The sequence below is a fragment of the Vibrio sp. bablab_jr001 genome (assembly GCF_016464285.1).
GTDB classification, from domain to species: Bacteria; Pseudomonadota; Gammaproteobacteria; order Enterobacterales; family Vibrionaceae; genus Vibrio; species Vibrio fluvialis.
Window position 1 is genome coordinate 189,363 of the sequence record NZ_JACDWZ010000106.1, and the last position, 25,625, is coordinate 214,987.

Genomic DNA, 25,625 nt, shown 5'->3' on the forward strand with positions numbered 1-25,625 from the left:
ACGTTCTGGCTTTTAGCTTACTCAGCATCCCAATTTATCTCGCGTTGTACGCCAGATTCTTCGGCGAATGTTGGATCGTGGCTGATCAGCATAAAACCACCTTGGTATTGTTGCAGCGCTTGCGCCAACATGAGTTTGGAATTGAGATCGAGATGGTTATCCGGCTCATCCAGCAACAAAAACGGTTGTGCGTTCTGATGGCTGGCAATGAGCATCGTCAGTTTCATCTTCTCGCCACCGCTCAGCGATTTACCTTGGCGAAACACACTGTCACGGCGAAAACCGATGCCAGCCAACAAGGTTCGCGCATCTCGTTCTTTCATTCCCGCGCACTGTTGAAGTAGGTTTTCAAGCACCGACCAGTCTTCACGAACCGCACCAAAATGTTGGTCGAGATAATACAACGCGCTATTCAGCTGTAACTCGCCGCTTGCCAGCACCACTTCTCCAAGTAGGGTTTTCAGTAACGTCGATTTACCGCAACCATTGCTGCCGGTCAGGTGAACTTTTTCGTGAGCATACACCGTGAACGTTTTAGGTTTTGCATTACCAAACGCCAACACCGCTTCGGTTATCGTGATCGCTTTGCGGGTATTTTGAAGGGAGCCAGCCAAGTACAACTTCTGGCCTTTCAGTTGCTCCTTTAGCGCGCTCAAGGTTTGTGCCTTCGCTTGCAAGTGGCTTTGCCGTAGCTGTTCATTCTTACTGCGGTTTGCCGCTCGAGCCGTAGCTTTATCCTTTTTACCATCGAGCAAAATGGTCGCCTGACTGCCCTCTCTGCGCAGTTTGTTTCCTTGCGACGCTCTTTGCTCCGCTTTTTCACGATTACACTGCGCCTGTTCTTCCAGTTGTTTTTGTTGCTTGGTGATACAAGCTAACTGACGCTCTACCGCCAACAATTCGCTACGCTTTTGCTCGGCGTACACATCATAATTACCGCCAAACACCTGCAAACCGAGGCCAGACAGCTCCCAGATTTCGTCCATTTCGCGCAGCAACTGGCGATCGTGACTGATCAGTAAAATGGCGCCTTGGAAAGATCGCATGGTTTCGATCAGCCACTGCTTGGCATGGGTGTCGAGGTGATTCGACGGCTCATCGAGGATCAACAGTTGGGTACTGCGATGAAATAGCTGCCAAAGTTGCAGCCGGGCAAGTTGTCCTCCGCTTAGCTTGGCGCATAAAAAGGCCGGATCTTGTGGCAAGTGCATGCTGGCCAGCTGTTGGTTGAGCTTCGCGGGCAGATCCCACTCATCCCCCACGATATCAAACCAATGTTGAGAGCAATCACCCGATTCAATCCGTTTGAGCGCATCAAGAATCGCCTGCTTACCCAGAAACTCACCGATTGAGCGTTTTCCTGACAGCAATTCAGACGGTAGCTGGCGATAAATGGCAACGGAATTAGGTAACGCGACGCTGCCTGTTGATGGCTGGCGTTCGCCGCTCAATAGTTCAGCCAGCAGCGATTTTCCAACACCGTTTCGCCCGACCAATCCCACACGGCGCTGGGTCATGGAACAGGTGATGGAATGAAACAGCGTGTCACCATTATCGAACTGGTAACTGATTTGGCTTGCTTGTAAAAATGGCATCGTTTGCCTCCTGTGTGACAGGGGCAATAGCCGTAGCTGAATGAAGCTGAGCGCACGAATCAATGCGTGCGATGACAAACAATGTCGGAAAGTGAGCTACGCCTACTAACCCTGTATATCCAAAAATAAAATCAAACATGGATGACAGGTTTAGTTGTTCATATTGGCGTAAACTCCGAAAGAAATGATGGCGAAACCTTAACCAACTTACCGATACGCGTCAAGCTGCTTACTGAGAATACTGTTCCTGGAATAAGCGCAGCGCCGCATCACTGCTATTCGGCTCGCTCGATAGTGACGCTCATTGAGCCGTTGCTGGTAAAGCGCTCCAGACCACCATCAAGCTTACCCAAATTGATCAGTCCAGAGGCGTAACCAAAGTCTTTGTAGAAGACGACTAAATTTCCCCATGGCGCATAATAAGAAATATCACCCGCTTTTGAGCTGGTGCCGGATGGTGCGCCTTGGCTGGTTAGTTTAGCGGGCAAATAGGCAATTTTTTCCGTACGCGCGTAATCTTCCAATTCAAAGCTCAACGGCAGTTGACGAAGGAAATCCTGCGTAGACGGTGAATTTCTGAGTGTTGCAGTCACGGTGCGATCGTCAAAGACGAAACGGATCTTCATGGTTTGTTCTCCTTGGACGGGCGCAGTGTTGGCGCTCGCCGTTTTGATTATCAATGTATTGAGTAGAAACAACCCAAATCGCAATGAACGTGAGAGTTTTCTCATTCAATGTCACCTAGTTCAATTTGCTTATCACTACGCGAAGTCGGTTTAAACCGTCTATCAATTGCTCGCGTGGGCACGCCATGTTCAGGCGCAAATACCCTTCTCCCGCGCCGCCATACACGGTGCCAGCATTGAGCATGAGTTTGCCTTCACGGCGCAGCATGTCGGTCAGTTGAGCAGAATTCATTGTCAGGCTTCGGCAGTCAATCCACGCCAGATAGGTCGCCTGCTGTTGAGTCAGTTTGAGCTGTGGTAAATGTGTGGCGATAAAATCACTCACCACTAAGTAGTTCTGATGTAAATACCCGGTCAGAGCATCCAGCCAGGCTTCACTGTCGTTATAGGCCGCAATCAGCGCGGTGACACCAAACGGGTTCACATCGCACACTTCGTGAATATTAAGCGCGCGCTCGATCTTTGCTCTGAGAGTTTCATCCGCCGCGACAATATTAGCGATTTGCAATCCGGCGATATTGAACGATTTACTCGGCGAATGGGTCGTAACGCTGTTACGCAGGAACTCTTCGCCTAACGCCGCAAACGGTTGATGCGTTTGCCCCGGAAACATCAGATCGCAATGAATTTCATCACTGATCACCGTTACGCTATGTTTAAAGCAGATCTCGCCGACACGTCGCAGCTCTTGCTCACTCCATGCTCGGCCGACCGGATTATGTGGATTGCACAAAATCATCGCTGTCACATGGGGTTGCGCCGCCACTTGTTCCAGATGTTCAAAATCCATCTCATAAAAGCCATCACGATTGACGAGCGGATTTTCCACCAACTGACACTGCATATTACGCACGGAGCTGAAAAAGCAGTTGTATGCTGGCGTTTGTACAATGACGCCATCGCCCGGCTCAGTCACACCTTTTAATATGGCCGACAGCGCGGGCACGACACCGGAGGTATACAAAATCCATTCACGCTGCATGGCAAATTGATGACGTCGTTCAAACCAATCCAATACCGCCTGAAAATAGGCATCCGGTACACTGGCATAACCAAAAACACCGTGCTCCACTCTGCGCTTCAGCGCGTCAATAATCGGTTCTGCAGCGCGAAAATCCATGTCGGCGACCCACATCGGTAATACCGATTCATCTTGTGGGCTGTCCCATTTCACACTGCCGGTTTGGTGCCGGTTGATGATACGGTCGAAATCAAATTGGGTCATTGCGTGCCTGCCTTGGTTTGCGTTTCAATCTTGCAGGCATTGGGATCTCGGCTGTTTTCGTCGATGATGATGTCACCAATCGAGCGCGCCTTGATGTAGCCTGACAGTGGGTTCTTGACGCTCATAATGTCAGAAATAATCTCAGCATTCAGTGTTGCATACTCAAAACAGAGATCCGTCTCTTCCATCACGCAATTTTCCATCACCAGGTCCTGCGCGTAGCACAGAGGTTGCTCACCACGAATGGTGCAATTCACCAAACGCAGATTTTTCGAATGCCAACCAAGATATTCACCGTCGAGCACACTGTCATATACCGTGACATTCTCCGCTCCCCAGAAGGCATCTTTGGAATCGAGATAGGCATTGCGGATGGTGACGTTTTTCGCGTCCTGAAATGAGTAGTTACCTTGCAGTTTGAAGCCATCAATTTCCACATTTTCGCCATTCATGAACACATAATCAGCACCACGCATTTCCACATTGTTGAGTGTCACATCATGGCAATTCCACAATGTTTCACCTGCGTTCGGGAAACGGGAGTTCTCAATATAGAGGTGCGAGACTCGGCGAAACATCTTCGGCGCCTCCACCACACAGTTTTTCATGATCAGATTGTCGGTGTACCAAATCGCAGCACGCGCATAAACAGTAAACAGGCACTGTTCTAATAACACATGATTGCTGTGCCAAAATGGATACTTGCCCATGAATTCACATTGCATGGCTGTCATATTTCTGGTGTGCTTCATCGCCGACTCGCCCGGATAGAAGCGGACTTTGTGTAGATATTTGTTTTTCTCTGCGTACAAAGGACGTTCACCTTCGTAAAAACGGTCGCAGATTTTTTCCTGGGTTTGGATAAAGCTTTTCATAAGTTACCTGAGCTTAGCGATGAAGAGAAAAGAGAAGCGCCAGACTGATTCTGGCGCAAAGACGTTTTGGTAACCGCGCTTATTTCAGTGCGTCGTACTCTTCGTCCGAAACCGGCTCACACCATTCATTGCTTGAACCTTCTGCCGGAATCTCCACCGCCACATGGGCAAACCAACTGTCTTTGGCCGCGCCATGCCAGTGTTTGGTGCCCGGCGCAATGTGAACGACATCGCCGGGGTTGAGTTCTCGTGCTGGTTGACCCGCTTCCTGATACCAACCACGACCTCCTGTCACCAGCAGGATCTGGCCACCTTTGTGGTGAATGTGCCAGAAGTTGCGGCAACCGGGTTCAAATGTCACATTCGCAACTATCAGACCTGGCATATTCAGCAGAGCCAAATAACTGGTTCCGGTAAAATAGTCAGCATACGCGACGTTCTCTTCACCAAAATCAAAAATGCCTTTGCCGTTAAAATTGCCCGCTTTCAGCGCTTCCGGGATAAACGTCTTTTGTTCATTACTCATCATAAACTCCAGTGATTTCTTAGTGTCATTCGCAAATGGTGCGGAAAACGATTCAATTCAGCACGGTGTTGAGAACATCCTCGGCGTGTAATGCAATGTGTTCTCCACACTCTTCGCGCATAGCGTCGATAAAATTCTTTAATTGAGTCGGCGTGACACCATTGTTCATTGCAATCAAATAGTGCGCTTGCAGTTGGCTGTTCACCCCGTTCATATTGGCCAGTGCGGCGATGGTGGCAAGCTCCCGCTCTTTCCAACTCAACACTTCACTTTGGAAGATATCGCCAAACAAGTGTGCTTTGAGATACGCATCGATGGCGGGAGCGAACTCAAATAGCGCGCCCGACACCGGTTGGCCAACCAACAGGGTCTGATTTCGAGTACCGACTTCCAGGCTGTCGCCATGAGAGATCGCCCGCCCGGCATCGCCTTCCTCGTCAACAATGCCGCGACGTTTACGCGCTTCCAACACAGCCATGAACGCCCCTAATCCGTTCAGGCTGCGTGGAAACCCTGCGTACGCATACATTTGTACCAACACAGATTTGATGATGTTTACCGTCAGCCCGGATTCCAGCCCGTGTTCAAGGCTGGTTATCAGTCGTTCGATTTGCCCGCTGGCAGTAAATGCCGCGATAGGCAAAATGGCGATTTCTTTATTATTCAAGGCTTGTTCACTTTGGGTTTGCATAAGCATCTCCGACAGGACGGGAAAACACGGATCCAGTTTGATCTTGATATCAGCCGCATGAGCTTAATCGCCAAACTGTGAGAACAATTTACGCCTGAGGGGGGAATTTACGTTAGCCTATTCAACGCTAATTCTTGCCCATTCCTCCAATCATCTTTTAGGGAAAGGAAAAACAAGCCATGTTCCCAACCAAGTAGAGAAACCCGCAAGGTAACTATAACTAATTGTATATAAATGAATACGTGTTCAACTCGCGTTGATTTTCTTAGCCCAAAACCAGCTAAGTCGTTGCCTCTGAGCAAGACAAGGATTCAAACTACCTTTGCCTGATATTCTTTACATACATCGATTTGCTGTTATAACTACTGACATTAATCACAGCCAAAATGACCCTTTGCGTCACTCAGGGAGCCGCGATGACACGTTCAAATTCCATAGCAGAAGCCACCGCAACGTTTGCCAGGCAAATCGAAAAATGGACTCACAATACCAATCAATTTGAGACTGCGATTCCAGGAGTAAGGTTGAGTCATTGGACGGCGCCGACCCCACCGACCAGCTACACGCATAAATCCAGTATCTGCTTGATTGCACAGGGTAAAAAACGTGTTCTGCTCGGCGAAGAGAGCTTTACTTATGACGCGAACCACTTCCTGATTTCTTCTGTTGACTTGCCTATCATTGCCAACATCATCGAAGCCAGTGAAGAAACACCGTATCTCGGCTTAGTGATGGAACTCGATCTGCAGGAGATCTCGCAGTTGATCGTCGACAGTGAACTGTCGTTCAATCCGAGCAAAGAAGCGCAAAAAGGGATAGCGGTTGGCGAACTGTCTGAACCGCTATTGAATGCTTTTGTGCGTCTGATGGAGTTACAGGACGATCCGGCAAGCATCAAGATTCTCGCACCAGTGATTAAACGCGAGATTTTCTACCGCCTGCTCACGTCTGAACAAGGTGGACGGTTGAATCAAATCGTGACCGCTGGCAGCCACAGTCACCAGATTTCCAAAGCGATTGATTGGCTGAAAAACAATTTTGTTAAGCCGCTTAGCGTCAGTGAACTTGCCTCCTACACCGGGATGAGCAAATCGGCGTTTTATACTCATTTTCGAGCCATGACATCGATGACTCCACTGCAATTTCAGAAGAAACTGCGCTTAAGTGAAGCCCGCCGTTTGATGCTGACCGAAAATCTCGACGCAATGGCGACCACTTTTCGGGTTGGCTATGAAAGCCCTTCCCAATTCAGCCGCGAATACAGTCGTCTGTTTGGAGCGCCGCCTTCTAAAGACATTAAAGCGCTGCGCGAAGCCGACATTGTGTGATAGCAAGCCCGCCGATATCAGGCGGGCTTTTTGTTTTCTGTGTCTGCCACTGCAACGAGAAAGAAGATTAAGCAATGATTTTTCATTAATTTGGTTAATTAATTCATCCCGAAAGGCATACATCTAAATTAAAACAAAACCTTACAAGAGTTAATGTTAGTTTTCGCTCTGGGGCGTTCATATACCAACTAAATAACGATTGTACGATAAGGCAAGACTCAAAGACGATCGGACATTCACCATTACGGCCTCTCACCGTAAACTTTGCTTCATCTCAACGACGTTGCCTGACTTCTTAGGTAGCAACGATTCATGAATGTCGCATTGAACACTGAGTCGATAACGCCTCAGTAAGCGGCCGAAAAAAGAAGGATGTGACAATGCAACTCGACTTTTCTTACTACAATCCAACCACTATTCATTTTGGCAAAAAGTCTCTGACCAAACTGGCTGATGAACTTCCACATTACGGTGAAACCGTCCTGTTGGTGTATGGCCGCAATGCGATTAAATCGAACGGTCTTTATGATGACGTGATGGCGATTTTGTCCGCTGCGGGCAAAAACGTAGTGGAACTTTCCGGCGTGATGCCTAACCCGACGTACGACAAGATGATGGAAGGCGTAGCGCTGGTACGCGAACACAATGTCGGCCTGATTCTGGCGGTCGGTGGCGGTTCGGTCATTGACTGCGCCAAAGGTATTTCCGTATCAGCTCACTGCCACGATGCAGATCCATTCCAGAAATACTGGGTGGAATTCAAAGATGTTGACAACGATGTCGTGCCAGTGGCCTCAATACTGACCATGGTCGGCACAGGTTCCGAGATGAACGGTGGTTCAGTGATCACACACGAAGCCACTAAATACAAAGCAGGACGAGTATTTCCGGCGCATGTGTATCCGAAGTTCTCGATCTTGAACCCAGAGTACACCTACAGTGTTTCTCAATATCAAATGGTCAGCGGCGTGTTCGATACCATGTCCCATCTGATGGAGCAGTATTTCTCGGATCAAGGTGCAAATACCACCGACTATGTGATTGAAAGCCTGCTGAAGTCGTCAATTGACAACCTGCGCGTGGCGCTCAGCACGCCTGACGATTACGAAGCGCGCAGTAACCTGATGTGGAACGCCACTCTGGCACTCAATACCATAACTGGCCTGTCTAAAACTCAAGACTGGCAGGTACATATGATTGAGCACCAACTGGGCGCTTACACAGACTGTGCACATGGTATGGGACTGGCGGCAGTATCTCTGCCTTATTACCGCCTGATTTATAAGTTCGGCATTGAGAAGTTTGTTCGCTTTGCCACTCAGGTTTGGGGAATCTCAACCGCAGGCAAAACTCAGGAACAAATTGCCCAAGAAGGTCTGGACGCGCTGGAAAACTTCACTAAAGAGTGTGGTATTGTGACCTCTCTGGAAGCTCTGGGGGCGACCCAAGAGATGCTGCCAGCGATTGCTGATTCCACCATCATTCTGGGTAACGGCTACAAAACGCTGACTAAGGAAGAGGTGCTGGATATTCTGCAAGCGTGCTTCTGAGCGAATCCAACACAAAAAAGCGAGCGGATATCCGCTCGCTTTTTCATTTAGCGAATTCGTACCGCCAGCGCATCAGCATTTCAGGCGTGTCAATATCGAGAGCAGCATTGGGAAGTGAGATTTCTCGGACTGAGGTAGTGTCTCCACGCAACAGACTGCGGGCACCATGCTCTCCGTTGAGCATCGTTAATTGCGAAAAGCAACTGGCCGGAAACAGCGCAGGAACGCCACGGCGCTGATTATAGTAGGCGCAAACAATGTGCTGCGAAGAAGCCGCTTCAACAACTCGTTGAAAATCTTCACTTTGCAGTGCCACTTGGTCGGCCAACGTAATCAAAACAGCATCGAAATCCTGTACCAGTTGACGAACACCATAAGCAATAGAGGCCCCCAAACCTTGTGACCATTGGGGGCAATAGATCAGCGGCACAATGGGTACTTGCCCTTGCTGCTGAGCGAGCTTTATCTCCTGATGCCAGCGCCCGGTAACAACGAAAACCGGGCCGACATCGCTCTGCAACGTTTGTTGAATCGAACGAGAGAGCAGGTTTTCTGTTTGGCTAACCGCAGTTAACAACTTACATTCGCCAAAACGCCGGCTCTCTCCCGCTGCCATGATCATGACTGCGATCTTCATGACATCGTAACCGGCAAAACACCACTCAGTGATTGCGCATTGGTGCAAGTCACCGCCGCCTGACATTCTGCCAGCATCGCCAACGCGATGGTTTCTGGCAGGTCTGCACCGATATTCAGGCCAGCGGGTCCGGAAAGCGGCACCGACAGTTGATTCAGTTCGATGCCCGATTGCTCGACCACACGTTCACGCCGGTTGACCGGCCCTAAAAGGGCGATGTATTTCATCGGCAAACCCGCGACAGCGGCCAACGCCGCAGCATCAAACGTGACGTTGTGACTCATCAGAATCACGGCCTCCACGCTGTGTTGCTGGCAGTAATGCGTAAGTGCACTGGCATCGCCACTGAGCTTATTCTCCAGATTGGGAAAATACTCCATTCGCCCGTTGGCAGGCCGCGGATCCCACAAGCTCACCTGCCAGCCTAACTGATGTGACAAGTGAGCAACGGGTCTTGCATCAATACCACCGCCGACAATCAGCAGATGCAGTGGCGCTTCTATCGGCGTGCACAGCCATAGGCCATCATCCTGTTCCATCAACTGTGCGCGCACGTTATGCTGCTCATTCATTGGTTCTGGCATAAAACGGGCTGAGATTTCTTTATTGGAAATCTTCTGAAAATAGTGCCCTTTCTGATGCCTCCGTAACGCGTCCAACACTTGGGGAAGCCCAAGGTAATCATTTTCTGCCGTTAACGGTTGTAAAAGAATGTGAACCGTGCCGCCGCAGCCGATCCCAAGCTGAAAAGCCAGGTCATCTTCGTCGCTGCCATCGTAGGTCAGAGTGACAGGCTGACAACTCAACGTCACTTTGCGTGCATGTAAGTGAATGTCCGATTCCAGACAGCCACCACTGAGCATACCGAGTTGATGTCCGGCATCGCTAAACAGCATCATCGCACCGGATTTTCGATACGCAGGCCCCTGCGTTTTATAGACAGTGCCCAGAACCCAGTTGGCCTGGCCTTTAAGACCAAGCCACTGAGTCAACAGATACATCAAATGATTAGACATCATGACCACCTGAAGTCGTTATGCCGAATAAGTCATACATCATCATGAAAACGACGGCCTACGACGTCGCCAACTTCAATGGTAACGTATGCAGGCGCTGACCCGTTGCTGCGGCCACGGCATTCGCCACGGCAGGTGCAATCGGAGGGACACCGGGTTCACCAACACCAGAAGGCGCTTCCGCCGAAGGGACAATGTGTACTTCCACGTCCGGCATCTGGTTCATTCGCAGCACCTGATAGTTATGGAAATTCGACTGTTCGACCATGCCGCCTTCGCCGAGAGTGATGGCACTCATTAATGTCGGAGACAGACCAAAGCCAATTCCCCCTTCCATTTGAGCAGCGATCACATCCGGGTTAACCGCGACACCACAGTCGACGGCACACACCACTTTGTCCACCGAGATCTGACCATTCTTGACCGAAACCTGAGCCACCTGCGCCACAAAAGTATTGAACGACTCATGCACTGCAACGCCCATGCCGCTTCCGGCAGGCAGTGTTTTCCCCCATCCGGCTTTTTCGGCGGCCAGTTTCAGCACACCTTGCCAACGTGGATGTTTGGCCAGCAGTTGCATGCGCATTTCCACCGGATCTTTCCCGGCGTTTGCGGCCAGTTCATCGATCATGGTTTCCACTGCAAATGCGGTGTGTGTACTACCCACCGAGCGCCACCACTGAACCGTTGGCCCGTCCTTGACCGTCGTCAGTTGAATTGAAAGATTGGGAATCGCGTAAGGAATATTCGATGCCCCCTCAACGGAAGTGCCGTCAATGCCCTCTTTCACCGCAAAAGCTTCAAAAGCAGTGCCCGTCAGAATCGACTGACCAACAATGTGCTGCTTCCAACTGGAAATATTGCCGTTCGCATCCAGACCAGCCTGAATACGATGCACATAAGCCGGGCGGTAATAGCCGACTTGAGTATCATCTTCCCGGCTCCACACCATTTTGATTGGCGTGCCTTTTTTCTGTCTGGCGATTTCGACCGTTTCAATCAGGTAGTCCGAATGTGGGTTGGCGCGGCGGCCAAAACTACCACCCGCTAACAGCATGTGCAGCGTGACTTGTTCCGGTTTCAAGCCCAGCAGCTGAGCAATGTTCATCTGATCAACGGTTTGGAATTGCTCGCCATTCCAGATTTCGCATCCTTGATCGCTAACCTGAGCGACACAGTTCATCGGCTCCATCGGAGAGTGAGACAAGAACGGGAACTCGTAAGTGTTGTCGATAACGCTATCGGCTTGCTTGAGCGCAGAGACCGCATCGCCTTCATTGCGGGCAGAAAGGCCCTCTTTCTGGCTGAGCGTTTTGTACTCCGTCATAATTAGCGCGGAGCTCTTGGTGAACGCCTGACTTTCATCCCAGGTGACTGAGAGCAAGTCGCGGCCTTTCTTCGCACTCCAATAGTCTTTCGCCAGCACAGCCACGCCCGTCGGAATGGTGACCACATCCACCACACCCGGTGACGCTTTGGCTTGCGTGGCATCGACGGTTTTCACTTTCGCTCCAAATTTAGGCGCATGCAGTACCATCGCCGTCAGCATACCCGGCAACTTGATATCCTGAGTGAAGATTGCGGTGCCGTTGTTTTTGCCCGTGTCTTTGCGACTGACTTTCTGCTTGCCGATAAACACAAACTGCTCCGGCGTTTTGAGCTTCACACTGGCTTCATCAGGAACAGGTTGCTTCGCCGCGTCCAATGCCAGTTCGCCAAAGGTGGCTTTCTTGTTGCCATGACTCACAATGCCCGCACGAACCTGAATTTGATTCGCATCCACGTTCCAACGCTGCGCAGCAGCGGCAACTAACATCGCTTTGGCAGCCGCCCCTGCGGTACGCATTTGTATGTAAGAGTTGGCAATTGCGGTACTGCCACCTGTACCCTGCATCGGGCCCCAGAATGTGTTGTTGTAACGACTGGCATCTGCCGGTGCGCCTTCGGCAACCATTTGTGCCCAGTCAGCATCCAGTTCTTCAGCCACTAGGGTAGTCAGACCGGTATAGGTGCCCTGGCCCATCTCTATGTGTTTGATCATCACGGTCACCTTATTGTCGGTGCCAATGCGAACAAACGCGTTAGGTTCAAATGGCGCAGCACTCGAGGTCATATCCGCAGCCTGCGCCTGATTAGAAACAGGCAGAGAGAAACCCAAAGTTAATCCGGCTCCCACACCACCCATCAATTTGAGAAATTTTCGGCGACTGGGTACCACCTCATCAGCCACCGTCGAAAAGGACATTCTACGCATGATTTATCACTCCTTTCTTCAACGAGTTACAGCTGAGCGGCTGCATCTTTAATCGCTTTGCGAATACGAACATAGGTTGCACAGCGACAAATATTGCCCGACATCGCCGCGTCAATATCCTCATCGCTTGGATTCGGATTGCGTTCGAGCAGCGCAACCGCAGACATGACTTGCCCTGACTGACAGTATCCACATTGCGGCACTTGCAACTCATCCCACGCTTGCTGAACGACTTGCGCGGCCCGGCTCTGTATACCTTCGATGGTGGTAATTTTCTGGCCGACTGCTGCCTGAATTGGAGTAACGCAAGAACGAATAGGCTGGCCGTTCAGATGCACCGTACACGCGCCGCACTGCGCCAGTCCGCATCCAAACTTAGTACCTGTCATTTCCAGATGATCCCGAATGGCCCATAAAATGGGCGTATCTGGGGTAGCATCGATTTCGCGATCGACACCGTTCACATTTAAAGTTACTGACATGGAGCTTCTCCTGCTCTCTTTATAAATGAAGAGCGCGCTCCTTTTCCTTTGACGAAAATAGTGAGGCACTCAGTTTTTGGATAGTCTTGTTGAGCATTACTAATTATAGAAATACGTGAAATATGTGTTAGGCAAATAATCCAAATTGTTTGCCTAATCTTCCAAGATTTAAAAAGGAGGGGAACTGGCCACACACTGACTATGGGGATCGCCTGAGTGCTATAAGGCTTTATTTGGAGGCGATAGTCATTAGAGCGTTGTGTTTAAGAAATAACGGTAAGCCGCCTGTGCTACTAAAATCGTCCAGAGCACAGGCCTTTAAGATGTTGTTTACGTGAGGATTAAACGGTATCAAACCACTGGTGAAACGTGTTGGCAAATTGTGAGCCTAACCGACTCTCCTCATGCGGTAACAGGAAGACTTACTAGCCATTCCTTGCGAAGGACGGCGAGTACCACGGTATCCCACCATTTTCCTTTGAAGTAACGATGTTCTCTAAAATGCGCTTCTTTTCTCATGCCAAGCGACTGACATAGACGGATTGCGGGCAGGTTTTCACTGATAGTCTCGGCGTAGATGCGATGGAGACTTAAGTTTGCAAAGCCAAAATTTGCCAACGCCTGTGCCGCTTCAAAGCTTAACTTACGCCCTTGTGCAGCTCTGGAGAACGCACATCCCATCGAGGCGTGCCCGTTATCTTCTAAACGTAAGCAAACTGTGCCAATAAACAGACCTGTCTCTTTGCATTCAACCGCTAACTGATAAGACATGCGCGGGGATTCCATCGCCTGAGTGACAAACAGCTGGGTCAGCTCCCGATACTTTTCCGGCTTACAGTCGCCTTCATCGTAAAAACGCTGATACTTCGCGTCCTGAGACATCATCACAAAAGCATCTTCATCAGTGAGCTGCATATCACGAAGGAGCAACCTTTCTGTTTCCAGTTTAAACATCAACACCGCCTTTTGGTTACAAGAACTCGTTTGCCTGAACGTCAACAAAGAACACTATAAACCAAACACTTAGCGAATGAGTCAGCAAATCTGGGACTCGCGCAGCGAAACGTCAACAGAGTGAAACACGAGGTACAAAATTTAATTTGAAATGGGATACGTTAGAAACAAAAAATCACGCAAAGCGCGTGTTCAGGACATTTGATATGAGATGTAATTTAAGAAGGATTTGGAGCGGGCAGCGGGAATCGAACCCGCATCATCAGCTTGGAAGGCTGAGGTAATAGCCATTATACGATGCCCGCGCATCGAAGTGCTGGGGTTAATATGCCACAGCTTTAGAAAAAGAAAACCGTTTTTTTACTTGAACGCGACTGTTTGAGTAGTTAATAAACAATTGAACATCAGAGAGTTAGGAATCTGACTCACATCACAGTTATTTCGTCAGGAATCCAGAGTCATAAAGAACGAAAGCCTCCACAACAGAGGCTTAGTGAAGAACCACGAAAGAATCGGATTATAGTTGAGTGGTTTGAACGTAGTTTTCCAGTTCCATATTGGAAACGGTGGTTACGTATTCATTGTTGACGTAGAAAGCCACACCATCTTCAGTTTTCTTACCGCGCAGCGTTTTTTGCTGGCCATCCAGGTAAGTCACATCCATTTCAATGGTGTTGTCATCAATTTTCTTCCAGTTGGTATCTTTGATTTCAGAGTTGTTGCCCAGCGGGGTCTCTGTCATCGAACTATCTAACTTGTCGTTTACTTTCAACATGGTGTCCGCAGGTCTATCAACCACAGCGGGTGACTTACCAGAGATTGGGTTGGTGCCTGTCCAGAATTCAACGGCGTTGACAATGAATAAGTCGACGATAGAGGCAATACCATATACAGGAGAAAGCAGAAGGAACAAACCTTCACGGCCGTAGCGGTTGTCCACGACTTCAAGGTTAAATTTAGTCACAAGACCTGTTGTTGCCATTTGGCCCATACAACCAGTAAGAGAACTGACACCTAAGCCGACGGCCATTGCAATAACTAGAGATTTACGTTTCATATTTATCACCACTGATATCGTTGTTGTTTCCCTCCTACACTCTAGTACATATGCAAGTCATTGATCGATTTTGATTAAAAAAAGTGCGATTTTCTGAAGCGTTCGCAACCTTTCTTATAAATTAGACAGTTAAGAGACAAAAAAGCCTCCCGAAGGAGGCTTGTCGTTTATTGAAGCGATGCCGTTTCCAAATAACGTTCCATTTCGAGATTTGAAACGGTCGTGACGTATTGGTCATCGAGGTAAAACGCCACCTCATCGTTTTGTTTCTCACCGCGCAGTGTCGCCCGTTCACCGCTCAGATAAGTGATGTCCATTTGCATCGTGTTGTCATCGATTTGTTTCAGCGTCGCAGACTCGATATCACGGTTGTTGCTTTGTAGCGGTACCTGTGTCATCGAGTTGATCGTTCACTTTGATCAGTGAATCAGCCGGAATATCAACCACCGCCGGAGACTTACCGGAAATAGGGTTTTTACCCGTCCAGAACTCAATCGTGTTGAAAATGAACAAGTCGGCAACAGAAGCGATACCATAAACTGGAGATAGCAAAAGGAACAAACCTTCGCGGCCGTAACGGTTATCCACGACTTTCAGGTTGAATTTTGTCACCAGACCCGCTGTTGCCATTTGCCCCATACAACCCGTTAATGTGCTGACACCGACAGTCAGAGCTACTGCCATTGCAATCGTTTTGCGTTTCATAATATCCACCAGTTCAAAAAATCAGTGGTGAATAATACGGTTAACCTTATAAAAACAAAGGAAATAAAGACCAATTGCATACAAACTAGCCGTATAATTTAGCTGACAGCATACTGATAACTCGCACGGATAGTTATTTAACAAAATCAAACATCTAGTGTCGAAATTGTTATCTTTCCTTTAGCACAAACCACATTGTGGTTACGTCTGCACAATGGCCCATGTGCAGTTCAATGCAAAGCCAGTTAAGATGTAACACTCAACCGCGAAGAGATTTTGAGATCGATAAAGCTATGCCACCGCTCCCTACTCTGCCTGACGACTATTATCTGAATAACTTTCGTAAACTTACTTCCCATGCGCTGGAATGGTATGCGGATTTACTCACTGACGAAGAGCGCCGTTGGTTGGCCGACTTTGATCGCTTGTCGCACGGCGGACAATGCTTACTTGTGCGTCTGTTATCACGCAGAGGAAACTGGTTTCGCAGCGACAAAGCTGAGTATAAGGAAATTGGCGACCAGCAACAGGCATTAAGCGAACTGGCCGCTTTGGGATTTATCACACTCAATCCCGACGCAGACATCAGTACGCTCGCAGAGAAACTGCTCACCAAGGCAGAGATTATTGCCCTGTTTCCAACGCTTCCTAAACAGAGCCGCAAGGAAGCGTTATTGGCACAACTGAGCCAACAAATCATCGCGAAGGAAATCGGGTTACCTTTCAGCGTGATCTACCTCAACCAAGGAGAGATGATTGAGCTGCTGCTGGTGCTATTTTTTGCCAACACTCATCAGGATTTTTCTCAGTTTGTCCTCGATGATTTGGGACTGAACAATTTTGAGCGCTATCAACTCAGCCGCGAGCGTCGTTTCTTTCAAGACCGAGAGCAAGTGGAAGTGCTGCGCAAACTTACCCACATTCAATCCCTTTACGACCTTTGCCCAAAACCGACACCCACTGAGTTGGATGAGTGGCAACGTCTGCTGCCAGAGCCTTGTGAACATCCTTCCATCGAGCGTAAACGTCAGCATGTCATGAACCAACTGGCGCGCGACTACGAACGGCACCAAGCTTTTGCACCTGCGTTGATGCTCTATCGACAAACGCAGGTTATGCCCACTCGCGAGCGTCAGGCGCGTATTCTGGATAAACAACAGCAAATCCAGGCAATGCGTGACATTGTCACTGAAATGCTCGATACCCCGCTCAATCATTCCGAACTTGAGGTCGCGCAAAAACTCAATCAGCGAGTCCTGCGTTTGCAGGGGCAAAAAGCCCCACGCACGATTAAGCCAACACATAAAACGTTACATCTCGAACTGGATCTCTCACAGCAGCGTGTGGAACTGGCCGTGAAGAGCCACTTCGAACAGCTCGGTTATCAGGTTTACTATCTTGAGAACCAATTTCTCAACACGCTGTTTGGCCTGACATTTTGGGACGCCATTTTTGCACCAGTAGAAGGCGCATTTATCAATCGCTATCAGCATCGTCCACTCGATCTCTATCACGATGACTTTGTGTTAAAACGTCAAAGCTATATTGAATCGGCAATAGCGGAACTGATGAACGATGGTGTTAAACCTCTGTGGCTGCGCTGGCAGAACAAATTTTCAATCGCCAATCCTTTTGTGTTCTGGACCGACTGTGACGAAAGCTTGTTTGAACTTACGGAACAATCTTTTCCGCGCGCTTTGCTGGTTGATCTGTTTAAGGTGCAATTGAGCGACCTCAAGCTCTATCGTAATGGGATGCCGGATTTGATCCTGTTTAAAGACGGAGAGTTTGAATGGGTTGAGGTGAAAGGCCCGGGTGATAAGTTACAGGACAATCAATGGCGTTGGATCGAGCAATTTTCGCGGCTAAATGTGCCTTTTTCAGTCTGTTATGTGAATCACACCGTCTAAAAGATGGTGATCCTCAGTTCTCTTTGCTTTAATTAACTCAAATTTAATTAATAAGATAACCGAATGAAATTACGTAAATTATTCGTCGTTGGTTTGGTCACCCTTTTCTCTGGCTGCGCGGTATTGGCCAGCCTCAATTTCGACCAAATCTTTGGCAAAGCAGAAGTGCGAGATCGTCAGGCTCCTATTGAGTCAACCCAGGCACATTTCTTTCTGGATCAGGTTAAACCTATCATCGATAAACGTTGCGTGGTTTGTCATGCCTGCTATGACGCGCCATGTCAGCTCAAAATGTCCTCCGTTGAAGGTATCGACCGTGGAGGCAGCAAGGATATGGTGTATCAGGGTACACGTCTGACCGCTGCCACGCCGACGCGCCTGTTTGAAGATGCGCAGTTAACCGAAGAGTGGCGCAAGTTTAACTTCCATCCCGTGTTGAACGAACGCGATCAAACCCCGGAGGCCAACCTGCAAGCAGGCTTGATGGCGCGTTTGTTGGCGCAGAAAGAAGCACATCCTCTGCCACAACAGGATCAACTAGAAGGGTTTGATTTTTCCATCGATCGCGAACAACAGTGCGTCACGATTGAAGAGTACGAGTCCTATCAGCATAACTACCCGAACTGGGGTATGCCATTTGGCATGCCGAATCTGGCAAAGTCTGAATACAACACGCTGATGACCTGGCTGGAACAAGGTGCGGTGATGAACGCGCACATGCCACTGACCGCAGAAGAGCAGTCCGAGGTCAATCTGTATGAAGCGTTGTTCAACCACGACGCACTCAAAAATCGTTTGGTCGCACGCTACATTTATGAACACCTGTTCTTGTCGCACCTTTACTTCTCGGACATCAAAACCGCCGATGGTCGCCCGCGCTTCTTTACTATGGTGCGTTCTTCTACTCCGCCCGGACAACCCGTTCAGCGCATTACCACCCGCAGACCATACGATGACCCGGGTGTAGAGCGCGTGTACTACCGTCTGATTCCGGAGCAAGGCACGATCGTCGATAAAACGCACATGCCTTTTGCGCTCAACATGAAACGCATACGCGATTGGAAAACTTGGTTTATTGATGCGCAATACGTTGTCGATGAATTGCCAAGCTATGACCCTGAAGTTTCCGCCAACCCGATGACCGCATTTATCGAGATGCCCGTCAAAGCACGCTTCAAGTTCATGCTCGACAACGCACAGAACACCATTATGGCGTACATCAAAGGCCCGGTGTGTCGTGGCCAGTTAGCGCTCAACGTGATTAATGACCGTTTCTGGGTGTTTTTCCTCGATCCGGATAAAGCTGACATGCCAGAAGTGAACGAATTTTATCGTTCTCAGGCAGACAACCTGAAACTGCCTGGCGAGCTTGAGAGTAATACATTGCCACTGACCAACTGGGTTCGTTTTTCGAAACAGCAGGCGCGCTATCTGCAAGCTAAGTCGGATTTCATCAACCACTGGTTTAAAAACGGCACCCACTTATCCACCGATGTGATCTGGGATGGTAATGGCGCCAATCACACCGCCGCACTGACGATTTTCCGCCATTTCGATAGTGCCTCTGTGGTTGAGGGTTTGGTGGGAGAAAAACCGAAAACTGCTTGGGTTATTGATTATGCATTGCTGGAACGAATTCACTATCTGCTGGTAGCTGGATTCGATGTGTATGGTAACTTCGGCCATCAGTTGATCACGCGCATGTTCATGGATTTTCTGCGCATGGAAGGCGAAAGTAACTTTGTTGCCCTGCTGCCTCGGGATGTACGCCACAAAGAGATGTCGAGCTGGTACGCGGATCAGAGTCCGCAGTTTTCCGACTATCTGCTGCGTAACGTTAAGCCGTTCGATCAGCCGACTCAGGTTCACTACCAGACTACCGATTACAAATCAGAACTGTTTGACAAACTCAAAAAGCACGTAGCTCCGATCCTGACTCAGCGTTATGACATTGTCGATACCGGATTTAAGCCGGAGCACGAGAAAGCACTGGCCAGCATCAGCCATATCAAGGGCGAGGGTTTGCGTTCTATCCCACAAATCATCATGTTAATGATTGAGTCGGATAAGGGGCAATCACAACTGTTTACCCTATTGCACAAAAACGCCCATACCAATATCTCGAGTTTGTTTGATGAAGAGAACAATCGGGACTATAAAAATGATGATCTCACGATCGTTCGTGGAGTGATCGGTAGCTACCCGGCTGCGTACCTAAATCTCAGAGAAAAGGATATTCCGGAACTCGTACAGCGTTTACAGACACTAAATAGTGAAGACGATTACGTCCAACTGTTGGATCTATTTGCTGTTCGCCGCAGCTCACCGAAGTTCTGGCCTTTCAGCGATAAGGTTCACGCTTGGTACCGTCAAGATCAACCTATCGAATTTGGTCTGCTTGACTACAATAGATTTGAGAACCGATAAAAAACTCTCAACTCACGTTTAATGAACAGGAGGTGCGAGATGAACATTCGAGAGAACATTGATGCATTAGAGCAACAAATTTACATTGCCTGCTCTGAAGGGGACTACGAAACCGTCAACTTGTTGGAACAAAAGCTTGAACGCCTGCGTGGCAAAATCGAGCATCCATTTGACGAAGACCCCTATTCACTTGAAGGTCGCACCTTTATGGATGACGACTGGCGTTAGTGCTAAAGGGAGCCAATTGGGCTCCCTTTTTATTTTCCTCAAACAGAAGCAACACGTGAACATTGGGTAGCCAATATTGCAAAAGTGTTAAGTCGTTCATTTCACTAACAAGCTTATTAGTTGGAATATAACTCCAAGCATTAACTCCAATATAGAAATATCCACTATTCACTGTTCAAAGGGTTGCCACGTTATAGGGCATCCGTTTATAACAAGCCCACACAGGGGAGATGAACTCCCCGGAATTTACTGCCAGCCAGGACTCAGTATGTCATTCGTCGCTACCACAATTTGTCTGTTGCATCGTCGCCAGCAAGCTATTGCGACTTATCTGCTCCTCCTGCTCTCTCTGGGTCTACTACACAGAGGCTGACAGGCTATTTTATTTTCTGTCAGTCAAGAGTTGCTGGCAGAGTCATCTTAACGTTCACTCACCAGCCGCTTCCTAACTGACAATATTGAGGAAGACTATGTTAAGTGCACGCAACATCGCCGCTTTAGGCTTTATGACCTTCGCCATGTACTTGGGCGCCGGCAACCTTATCTTTCCCCCTTTTCTGGGCTATCAGGCCGGTGGACATCTGTTTGAAGGTATGGCTGGATTTCTGCTGGCGGGTGTCGGCCTACCCGCTTTTGCTTTAGTGATTGTCGCTCTGGTCGGCGGCTCGGATAACCTGACATCGGTACTTCCACGCCCTATCGCAACCGCGTTTTGGATCATGGTGTTCATCGTGATTGGACCGGCTTTCGTGATTCCACGCGCGATTACCGTCGCATACCAATTTGGTTTCAGTCCATTTTTTGGCGACAACGCGCTGGTTCCTTTTTCTATCGTTTTCTGTATTGTCTCTGTGCTGTTTTCTTTGTACCCGGGCAAACTGATTGACACTTTAGGCAAATGGTTAACTCCGGCTCTGTTGGCGATTCTTGTCGTGATGGCGGTTGTTGCGTTGCTGTATCCAAGCCAGGGGATCTCTGAAGCGACTGGCGCGTACGTCAACGGCGCCTTTGCAGAAGGCGTCACTCAAGGTTATATGACGATGGACGCGCTCGGCTCAATCGGCTTTGGCTGGGTTATTTTCCGCGCGATTCAAAGCATGGGCGTCAGCCAGCCGAAAGCGATTGCCAAATACACCTTGATTGCTGCGGTGATGTACGCGGTAGCCATGGCGCTGGTTTATATCGCGCTGGCTTACATCGGAGCCACCAGCGTCGGCACATTCACTAACGGCGGTGACATCCTGACCACATTCACCACGCAACATTTCGGCGTATTTGGCACGCTGCTGCTTGGTGCCGTGATGGTATTGGCCTGTTTAACAACAGTGATCGGGGTTACAACCGCAGGCAGTGAGTTTTACAGCCGCACCTTTAGCAAAGTCTCTTACCGAAACAGCGTTATCGTTACCATGATCATTGCCGCACTGGTAGCGAATATTGGTCTGGAACAATTGCTGGCGATCACCTTGCCTGCCGTTGTCGCGCTGCATCCGATTGCGATTGCGTTGCTGTTTATCGCGCCGTTGAAACGTATCATCTCAATGACTGGTGTATTGGCGACAGTCGCAACAGCACTGATTTTCGGGGGATTAGATGCGCTGCATATTCTGGGCAGCATGCCAGCGAAATTCGATGCCACGTTGTCTCAACATCTGCCACTTTACACTTACTATGCTGGTTGGATCGTGCCGACTGTGATCGTTTTAGCATTGGTAAGCAGTGTGAGTCTGTTTACCCGCCCTGCTGTTACTCGCGCAGTAACAGAAAGCTAAGCTCAGGACGAAAAAAAGGCCCCAATCGGGGCCTTTTTTATGCAACATATTTGCAGACTCAGAAGAAACTGATGGCGTTACGGCCACCTTTGCTGTCCTTCGGTTGATCGTCTTTGCTTTCCTTTGAAGCCTTGGCTTTTGCCTTGCTATTTTTGCTGGCTGACTGGGACAACTTACTCGCTTTACTGCCCGATGTCTTACCTGCTGCCGGCTTATTGGAAGGCTTTTTCTTCGGCGCTGGTGGTGGCGTCACCGCTTTGGGTTTCTCTTCCACTTCAGTCACCGGCGCATCACAAATGATCAGGTAGTATTCTTCATTGAATTCAACCAAGTCACCATCATAGAGTTTGCGACGCTTGCGCATTTCAAGCTCGCCGTTGACCGCAACATAACCTTCAGCAATCGCATACTTTGCTTCACCACCACCGCTGACTGCGTTGGCGATTTTCAATACTTTGTACAACTCAATCGGCTGAGCATCGACTTCGATACCAATTGCTTCGATTTCAACTTCTTCATCTTCCCATTGAGGGTTCTCAAATTCATTCATTCTAGGTGTCTCAACAACATTTGGCGCTAGTGTACCGTGCAGCTGGCGAATAATAAACGTAATCCTTTGCACGGCTCGAATTGTATGCAGCCAAACGTTTTCGGTAAACGACAGCTAAATTATATAATTCTTATATACGAGACTTTTCATTTGTCTTTGCACCAATTATTATGCATAAACACGGATAATATCTTGCTTAATGGAAGGAGTGCCATATCAACTATAATCACAGAATATAACTGGGATGGATTAATATGCCTAACGTTATAAACCGCGCACTTGTCGTCAATCCGTATCCGCTAGAGCAACACGCTCTGGAAGATATCATTCAATCAACCAATCAATTTCAACACATTCACTTTGCCGTTTCACCTGCTGAGGCCTACCGCATTGTGAGTCAACAACCGATCGCTTTTGTCATGCTGGAAGTTGAAGCTGATGATGCCAGTGGACTCGACATTCTTCGTCGTTTGCGCGCTAAAGGCTTCGCCGGAAAAATTTTGTTTATCAGCGCAATTGATAAAGCGATGTATTCAAAAGCAACCCAAAAGCTCGGTGCCAACGGTTACCTACTCAAAAGCGAACATGTTTCTGTCATTCAGGACGCCATCTGCAGCGTGATGCGTGGATACAATATCTTTAAGCACGAGAATCACGCCGCTATAAGTGAAACCGCTGAGTTGTCAAAACGAGAAACGGTGATTTATCACTATTTGATTGCGGGTTTAACCAACAAAAAAATCTCGGAACTGTTGTCTATCAGCAGTAAAACCGTGAGTACCTACAAAACACGTATTCTTACCAAATTCGGCGTCAAATCCGTGATTGAGCTGATCAAACAAGAGAAACTTGCCTGATATCAGGCGGTTTGAACTTCGGAAGGTTGAAGAGAAATATCAGATTTGCTGATGTACGCCCCTCTTCGCTGCATCCAATAACGAAGTTCCGAACCATACGCTCACGAATGCTCATGGCGAGCAGAGAATCCGGAACCCCGCCCTCCATCGCTTTGAGCATCGTGACTGCTACTTTCGGACAGTAAAAACGCCATTAATATTGCGTATATGCAAGCTCGATCCCCTGAATTCGATTATCGACGTTCAGGCTTTAATCTCTATAGGCAGTGGTAATTTTCGGTGCATGTAAATGAATCTAAACCAAGCCAGGATGTCGAGATAAAGGACTCAGCTGTTTTTCCGAATACAGGTTGGAATCCGCACGCTTAAGTGCATCATCGAGTGACTCCGAATTCATCAGTAATGTTATTCCGACGGAGATACTCACCGTCAGTTTGTAGGAGGAAAACGCGGTGTCCGTCACCGCTTCTTTCAATCGCTCGGCAAGAATGAGTGCATTGTCGATATTGCACCCCGGCAGAACTGCTACAAACTCATCGCCGCCGGTTCGAATCAGGTAGTCGTTTTCCCTAAACACCTGACGCATACCATAGGCTATTTGCTTGATTGCTTCATCCCCCACATGATGACCATAATTGTCATTGATCTGTTTAAGTTTGTTCCCGTCGATCGCCAGAATCGCCGCACCAAACTTCTCCAGATCCGCAGTAAATTTTTGATCTTTGAAGATGTTCCGATTGAGCAATCCGGTCAGGTCGTCCAGCTGCACGTTCGATTGAACTTCAAACAGTTTGGTTCGGTTGAGTTTTAGTGTGCGGAACAGATAGAGCACATACGAAAGCGCAATCCACAACACCAGAAACAGCCACAGCAGTTTAAACACAATCCAAATGAACGGCACCTGATACACATAGACCGTGGAGTTGTCGGCAACATACTCCTTGGTGTACGCGATATGCGACATCAATGCGTTGCCATAAATCATCTCATAGAAGGTGTTGGCGTTGAGTTCACGGGTACGAATCTGCAATGCGCCAAGGTCGAAGAACCGAGCCAACCCCACATCGATATTGAGATCGCCCACAATGATATTGTGTAAGTAAACAGGGCTCGATACCGTGATATACAGGTCGTCCGAACCGTTTTTGCGGTAAGTGCCGGACACCAGAATGCGGTCGGCCAGACGTCGTTCCGGTGCGTTAATCGTGCACACAGAAGCAGTGCCGCAATCCTTCACCACGGAAACTTCATCTTTATCTGATGAGGTCATGTCGCTCAGATAGGAGCGGTAATACAGCACGTCCACTTTTGGCAGAATGGCCGGCATCGTCGAGACCAAAAACTGAAATTCGTTCGCCAGTTCAATGTCGATATTGGTCGGTTTCAGCTTCTTGTGCAGATTGTATTTGCGTTTCTCAATGTCCTTGATCGCCGCCAAGTCACTCTTTTTGATGGTATCAATTTCCTGAATGCGGTTTTCCAGGATTCGACTGGTCAGAAACAGCGTCTGTTTGTACTGCTCCATCACATTAACGAAGTTTTCAAACTCGTGATTGCGGCGATCCAAATAGGACTCAGAGAAGATAATCACCGCCACCAGATATAGCACCAGGCTGCAGGTAAAACCGTGCACGATGATGTCTGAGATATACTTCTTATTCAGCTCTTTCATAACTCAACCCGACCAATCACGCTGCCGTTGAGACTCATGAGCTCAACAATAGAGTTAACCTGATATTTATCGAGGATGCGCGTTTTGTAGGTACTGATGGTTTTCGGGCTCAGATTGAGTATTTGTGCGATCTCTTTGTTAGATTTGCCATCTACCAGAAAACGAAATACCGCCAACTCTTGCTTAGATAGCTGAATATCCACCGCCTGTGTCTCTTCTGCGACTTTAAAAAAGCTGTAGCCATTTAGAATGCATTCCACCGCATCTTGCAAAATAGACAAGTCTTCTGCTTTGCTGACATAACCATCGGCACCCACACGCAGCGCCGTTTCCGAATAGAGGCGGCTGTTATTGCCTGATACAAACAGGGTTTTACCCGTAAACCCGTGATGCTTAAGCCGGCGCAGCACCTCAAAACCATCCTGCTTTTCCAGATTGACGTCCAATACCAGAAAATCGATTTGGCCTTCGCGTAACATTTTCACGCCTGCTTGGGTGTCAGTTTCCACCAAGACTTGACCAAAGCGCGGGTTTTGCTCCATTAACTTTTTGATTGCCATACATACCAAAGGATGGTCGTCGAGTACCAAGGCTGTCAGGCCGGATGTTGTTCTTTTGTTCATGACTT

At 48.6% G+C, this 25,625-nt stretch carries 22 protein-coding genes, 1 tRNA gene and 1 pseudogene; 7 read left to right on the forward strand and 17 right to left on the reverse strand.

Translation table 11 applies throughout. The features are described from left to right. Nucleotides 1–17 precede the first annotated feature (17 nt). From JIG40_RS20955 to JIG40_RS20980, 6 genes are all read right to left on the reverse strand, one after another. Nucleotides 18–1,595, reverse strand: a complete 1,578-nt coding sequence (locus JIG40_RS20955) for an ATP-binding cassette domain-containing protein (protein ID WP_199466030.1) — start codon at nucleotides 1,593–1,595, stop codon at nucleotides 18–20. 275 nt (nucleotides 1,596–1,870) lie between these two features. Beyond that, the gene (locus tag JIG40_RS20960; RefSeq protein WP_199466031.1) at nucleotides 1,871–2,221 is read right to left on the reverse strand and encodes a cyclophilin-like fold protein; all 351 of its coding nucleotides are present in this window, start codon (nucleotides 2,219–2,221) and stop codon (nucleotides 1,871–1,873) included. 115 nt (nucleotides 2,222–2,336) lie between these two features. Further along, nucleotides 2,337–3,506: a MalY/PatB family protein gene (locus JIG40_RS20965; protein ID WP_199466032.1), complete on the reverse strand. Its 1,170-nt coding sequence runs from the start codon at nucleotides 3,504–3,506 to the stop codon at nucleotides 2,337–2,339. Beyond that, nucleotides 3,503–4,381, reverse strand: coding sequence for a DUF3737 family protein (locus tag JIG40_RS20970; RefSeq protein ID WP_143682802.1), 879 nt, complete (start codon nucleotides 4,379–4,381; stop codon nucleotides 3,503–3,505). The genes JIG40_RS20965 and JIG40_RS20970 overlap by 4 nt, the downstream gene beginning before the upstream one ends. A gap of 79 nt (nucleotides 4,382–4,460) precedes the next feature. Further along, a complete protein-coding gene (locus tag JIG40_RS20975; protein WP_024374035.1) occupies nucleotides 4,461–4,910 on the reverse strand; it encodes a cupin domain-containing protein in 450 nt (149 codons plus the stop codon). A 49-nt stretch (nucleotides 4,911–4,959) separates the two neighbouring features. Further along, entirely contained in the window at nucleotides 4,960–5,598 is a 639-nt protein-coding gene (locus tag JIG40_RS20980) for a carboxymuconolactone decarboxylase family protein (RefSeq protein ID WP_199466033.1), read from the reverse strand. Nucleotides 5,599–6,014: 416 nt separating this feature from the next. On the opposite strand from JIG40_RS20980, the gene JIG40_RS20985 reads away from it, so the two are divergent. Beyond that, nucleotides 6,015–6,926 (forward strand): AraC family transcriptional regulator, encoded by a 912-nt coding sequence (locus JIG40_RS20985; protein ID WP_020328630.1) that lies wholly within the window; start codon nucleotides 6,015–6,017, stop codon nucleotides 6,924–6,926. A gap of 380 nt (nucleotides 6,927–7,306) precedes the next feature. Next, nucleotides 7,307–8,476, forward strand: coding sequence for an iron-containing alcohol dehydrogenase (locus JIG40_RS20990; RefSeq protein ID WP_199466034.1), 1,170 nt, complete (start codon nucleotides 7,307–7,309; stop codon nucleotides 8,474–8,476). Between the two features lie 43 nt (nucleotides 8,477–8,519). Here JIG40_RS20990 and JIG40_RS20995 read toward each other — a convergent pair whose 3' ends face one another. From JIG40_RS20995 to JIG40_RS21030, 8 genes and pseudogenes are all read right to left on the reverse strand, one after another. Further along, a complete protein-coding gene (locus JIG40_RS20995) occupies nucleotides 8,520–9,113 on the reverse strand; it encodes a nucleotidyltransferase family protein (protein WP_199466035.1) in 594 nt (197 codons plus the stop codon). Next, complete coding sequence (locus JIG40_RS21000; protein WP_199466036.1) at nucleotides 9,110–10,129, reverse strand: XdhC/CoxI family protein; 1,020 nt, start codon at nucleotides 10,127–10,129, stop codon at nucleotides 9,110–9,112. Before JIG40_RS21000 ends, JIG40_RS20995 begins: the two co-directional genes overlap by 4 nt. Nucleotides 10,130–10,187: 58 nt before the next feature. Beyond that, on the reverse strand, nucleotides 10,188–12,383 hold the full coding sequence (locus tag JIG40_RS21005; RefSeq protein WP_199466037.1) for a xanthine dehydrogenase family protein molybdopterin-binding subunit: 2,196 nt from the start codon (nucleotides 12,381–12,383) through the stop codon (nucleotides 10,188–10,190). Nucleotides 12,384–12,409: 26 nt separating this feature from the next. Beyond that, nucleotides 12,410–12,865, reverse strand: a complete 456-nt coding sequence (locus JIG40_RS21010; protein WP_020328637.1) for a (2Fe-2S)-binding protein — start codon at nucleotides 12,863–12,865, stop codon at nucleotides 12,410–12,412. Between the two features lie 402 nt (nucleotides 12,866–13,267). Then, on the reverse strand, nucleotides 13,268–13,819 hold the full coding sequence (locus JIG40_RS21015; RefSeq protein ID WP_158148709.1) for a GNAT family protein: 552 nt from the start codon (nucleotides 13,817–13,819) through the stop codon (nucleotides 13,268–13,270). Nucleotides 13,820–14,049: 230 nt separating this feature from the next. Then, nucleotides 14,050–14,124, reverse strand: a tRNA-Gly gene (locus tag JIG40_RS21020). Between the two features lie 212 nt (nucleotides 14,125–14,336). Continuing rightward, entirely contained in the window at nucleotides 14,337–14,876 is a 540-nt protein-coding gene (locus tag JIG40_RS21025; RefSeq protein ID WP_020328639.1) for a DUF3332 domain-containing protein, read from the reverse strand. Between the two features lie 167 nt (nucleotides 14,877–15,043). Then, nucleotides 15,044–15,581: pseudogene (locus JIG40_RS21030) on the reverse strand (DUF3332 domain-containing protein). Between the two features lie 293 nt (nucleotides 15,582–15,874). On the opposite strand from JIG40_RS21030, the gene JIG40_RS21035 reads away from it, so the two are divergent. The 4 genes from JIG40_RS21035 to brnQ all read left to right on the forward strand — a co-directional run bounded on the left by JIG40_RS21035 (nucleotide 15,875) and on the right by brnQ (nucleotide 21,918). Next, entirely contained in the window at nucleotides 15,875–17,491 is a 1,617-nt protein-coding gene (locus tag JIG40_RS21035) for a VRR-NUC domain-containing protein (protein ID WP_199466038.1), read from the forward strand. 63 nt (nucleotides 17,492–17,554) lie between these two features. Further along, on the forward strand, nucleotides 17,555–19,918 hold the full coding sequence (locus JIG40_RS21040) for a fatty acid cis/trans isomerase (protein WP_199466039.1): 2,364 nt from the start codon (nucleotides 17,555–17,557) through the stop codon (nucleotides 19,916–19,918). 39 nt (nucleotides 19,919–19,957) lie between these two features. Next, on the forward strand, nucleotides 19,958–20,146 hold the full coding sequence (locus JIG40_RS21045) for a hypothetical protein (RefSeq protein ID WP_020328644.1): 189 nt from the start codon (nucleotides 19,958–19,960) through the stop codon (nucleotides 20,144–20,146). Nucleotides 20,147–20,616: 470 nt separating this feature from the next. After that, complete coding sequence (gene brnQ / locus JIG40_RS21050; protein WP_165880653.1) at nucleotides 20,617–21,918, forward strand: branched-chain amino acid transport system II carrier protein; 1,302 nt, start codon at nucleotides 20,617–20,619, stop codon at nucleotides 21,916–21,918. Nucleotides 21,919–21,976: 58 nt separating this feature from the next. On the opposite strand, the gene JIG40_RS21055 is transcribed toward brnQ, so the two are convergent. After that, nucleotides 21,977–22,468: an RNA-binding S4 domain-containing protein gene (locus JIG40_RS21055; protein ID WP_199466040.1), complete on the reverse strand. Its 492-nt coding sequence runs from the start codon at nucleotides 22,466–22,468 to the stop codon at nucleotides 21,977–21,979. 254 nt (nucleotides 22,469–22,722) lie between these two features. Between JIG40_RS21055 and JIG40_RS21060 the strand changes: the two genes are divergently transcribed. Beyond that, nucleotides 22,723–23,325: a response regulator transcription factor gene (locus tag JIG40_RS21060; RefSeq protein WP_055452635.1), complete on the forward strand. Its 603-nt coding sequence runs from the start codon at nucleotides 22,723–22,725 to the stop codon at nucleotides 23,323–23,325. 295 nt (nucleotides 23,326–23,620) lie between these two features. Here JIG40_RS21060 and JIG40_RS21065 read toward each other — a convergent pair whose 3' ends face one another. Further along, nucleotides 23,621–24,997 (reverse strand): GGDEF domain-containing protein, encoded by a 1,377-nt coding sequence (locus JIG40_RS21065; protein WP_143682792.1) that lies wholly within the window; start codon nucleotides 24,995–24,997, stop codon nucleotides 23,621–23,623. Further along, the gene (locus JIG40_RS21070) at nucleotides 24,994–25,620 is read right to left on the reverse strand and encodes a response regulator transcription factor (protein ID WP_024375050.1); all 627 of its coding nucleotides are present in this window, start codon (nucleotides 25,618–25,620) and stop codon (nucleotides 24,994–24,996) included. The genes JIG40_RS21065 and JIG40_RS21070 overlap by 4 nt, the downstream gene beginning before the upstream one ends. Nucleotides 25,621–25,625 lie beyond the last annotated feature (5 nt).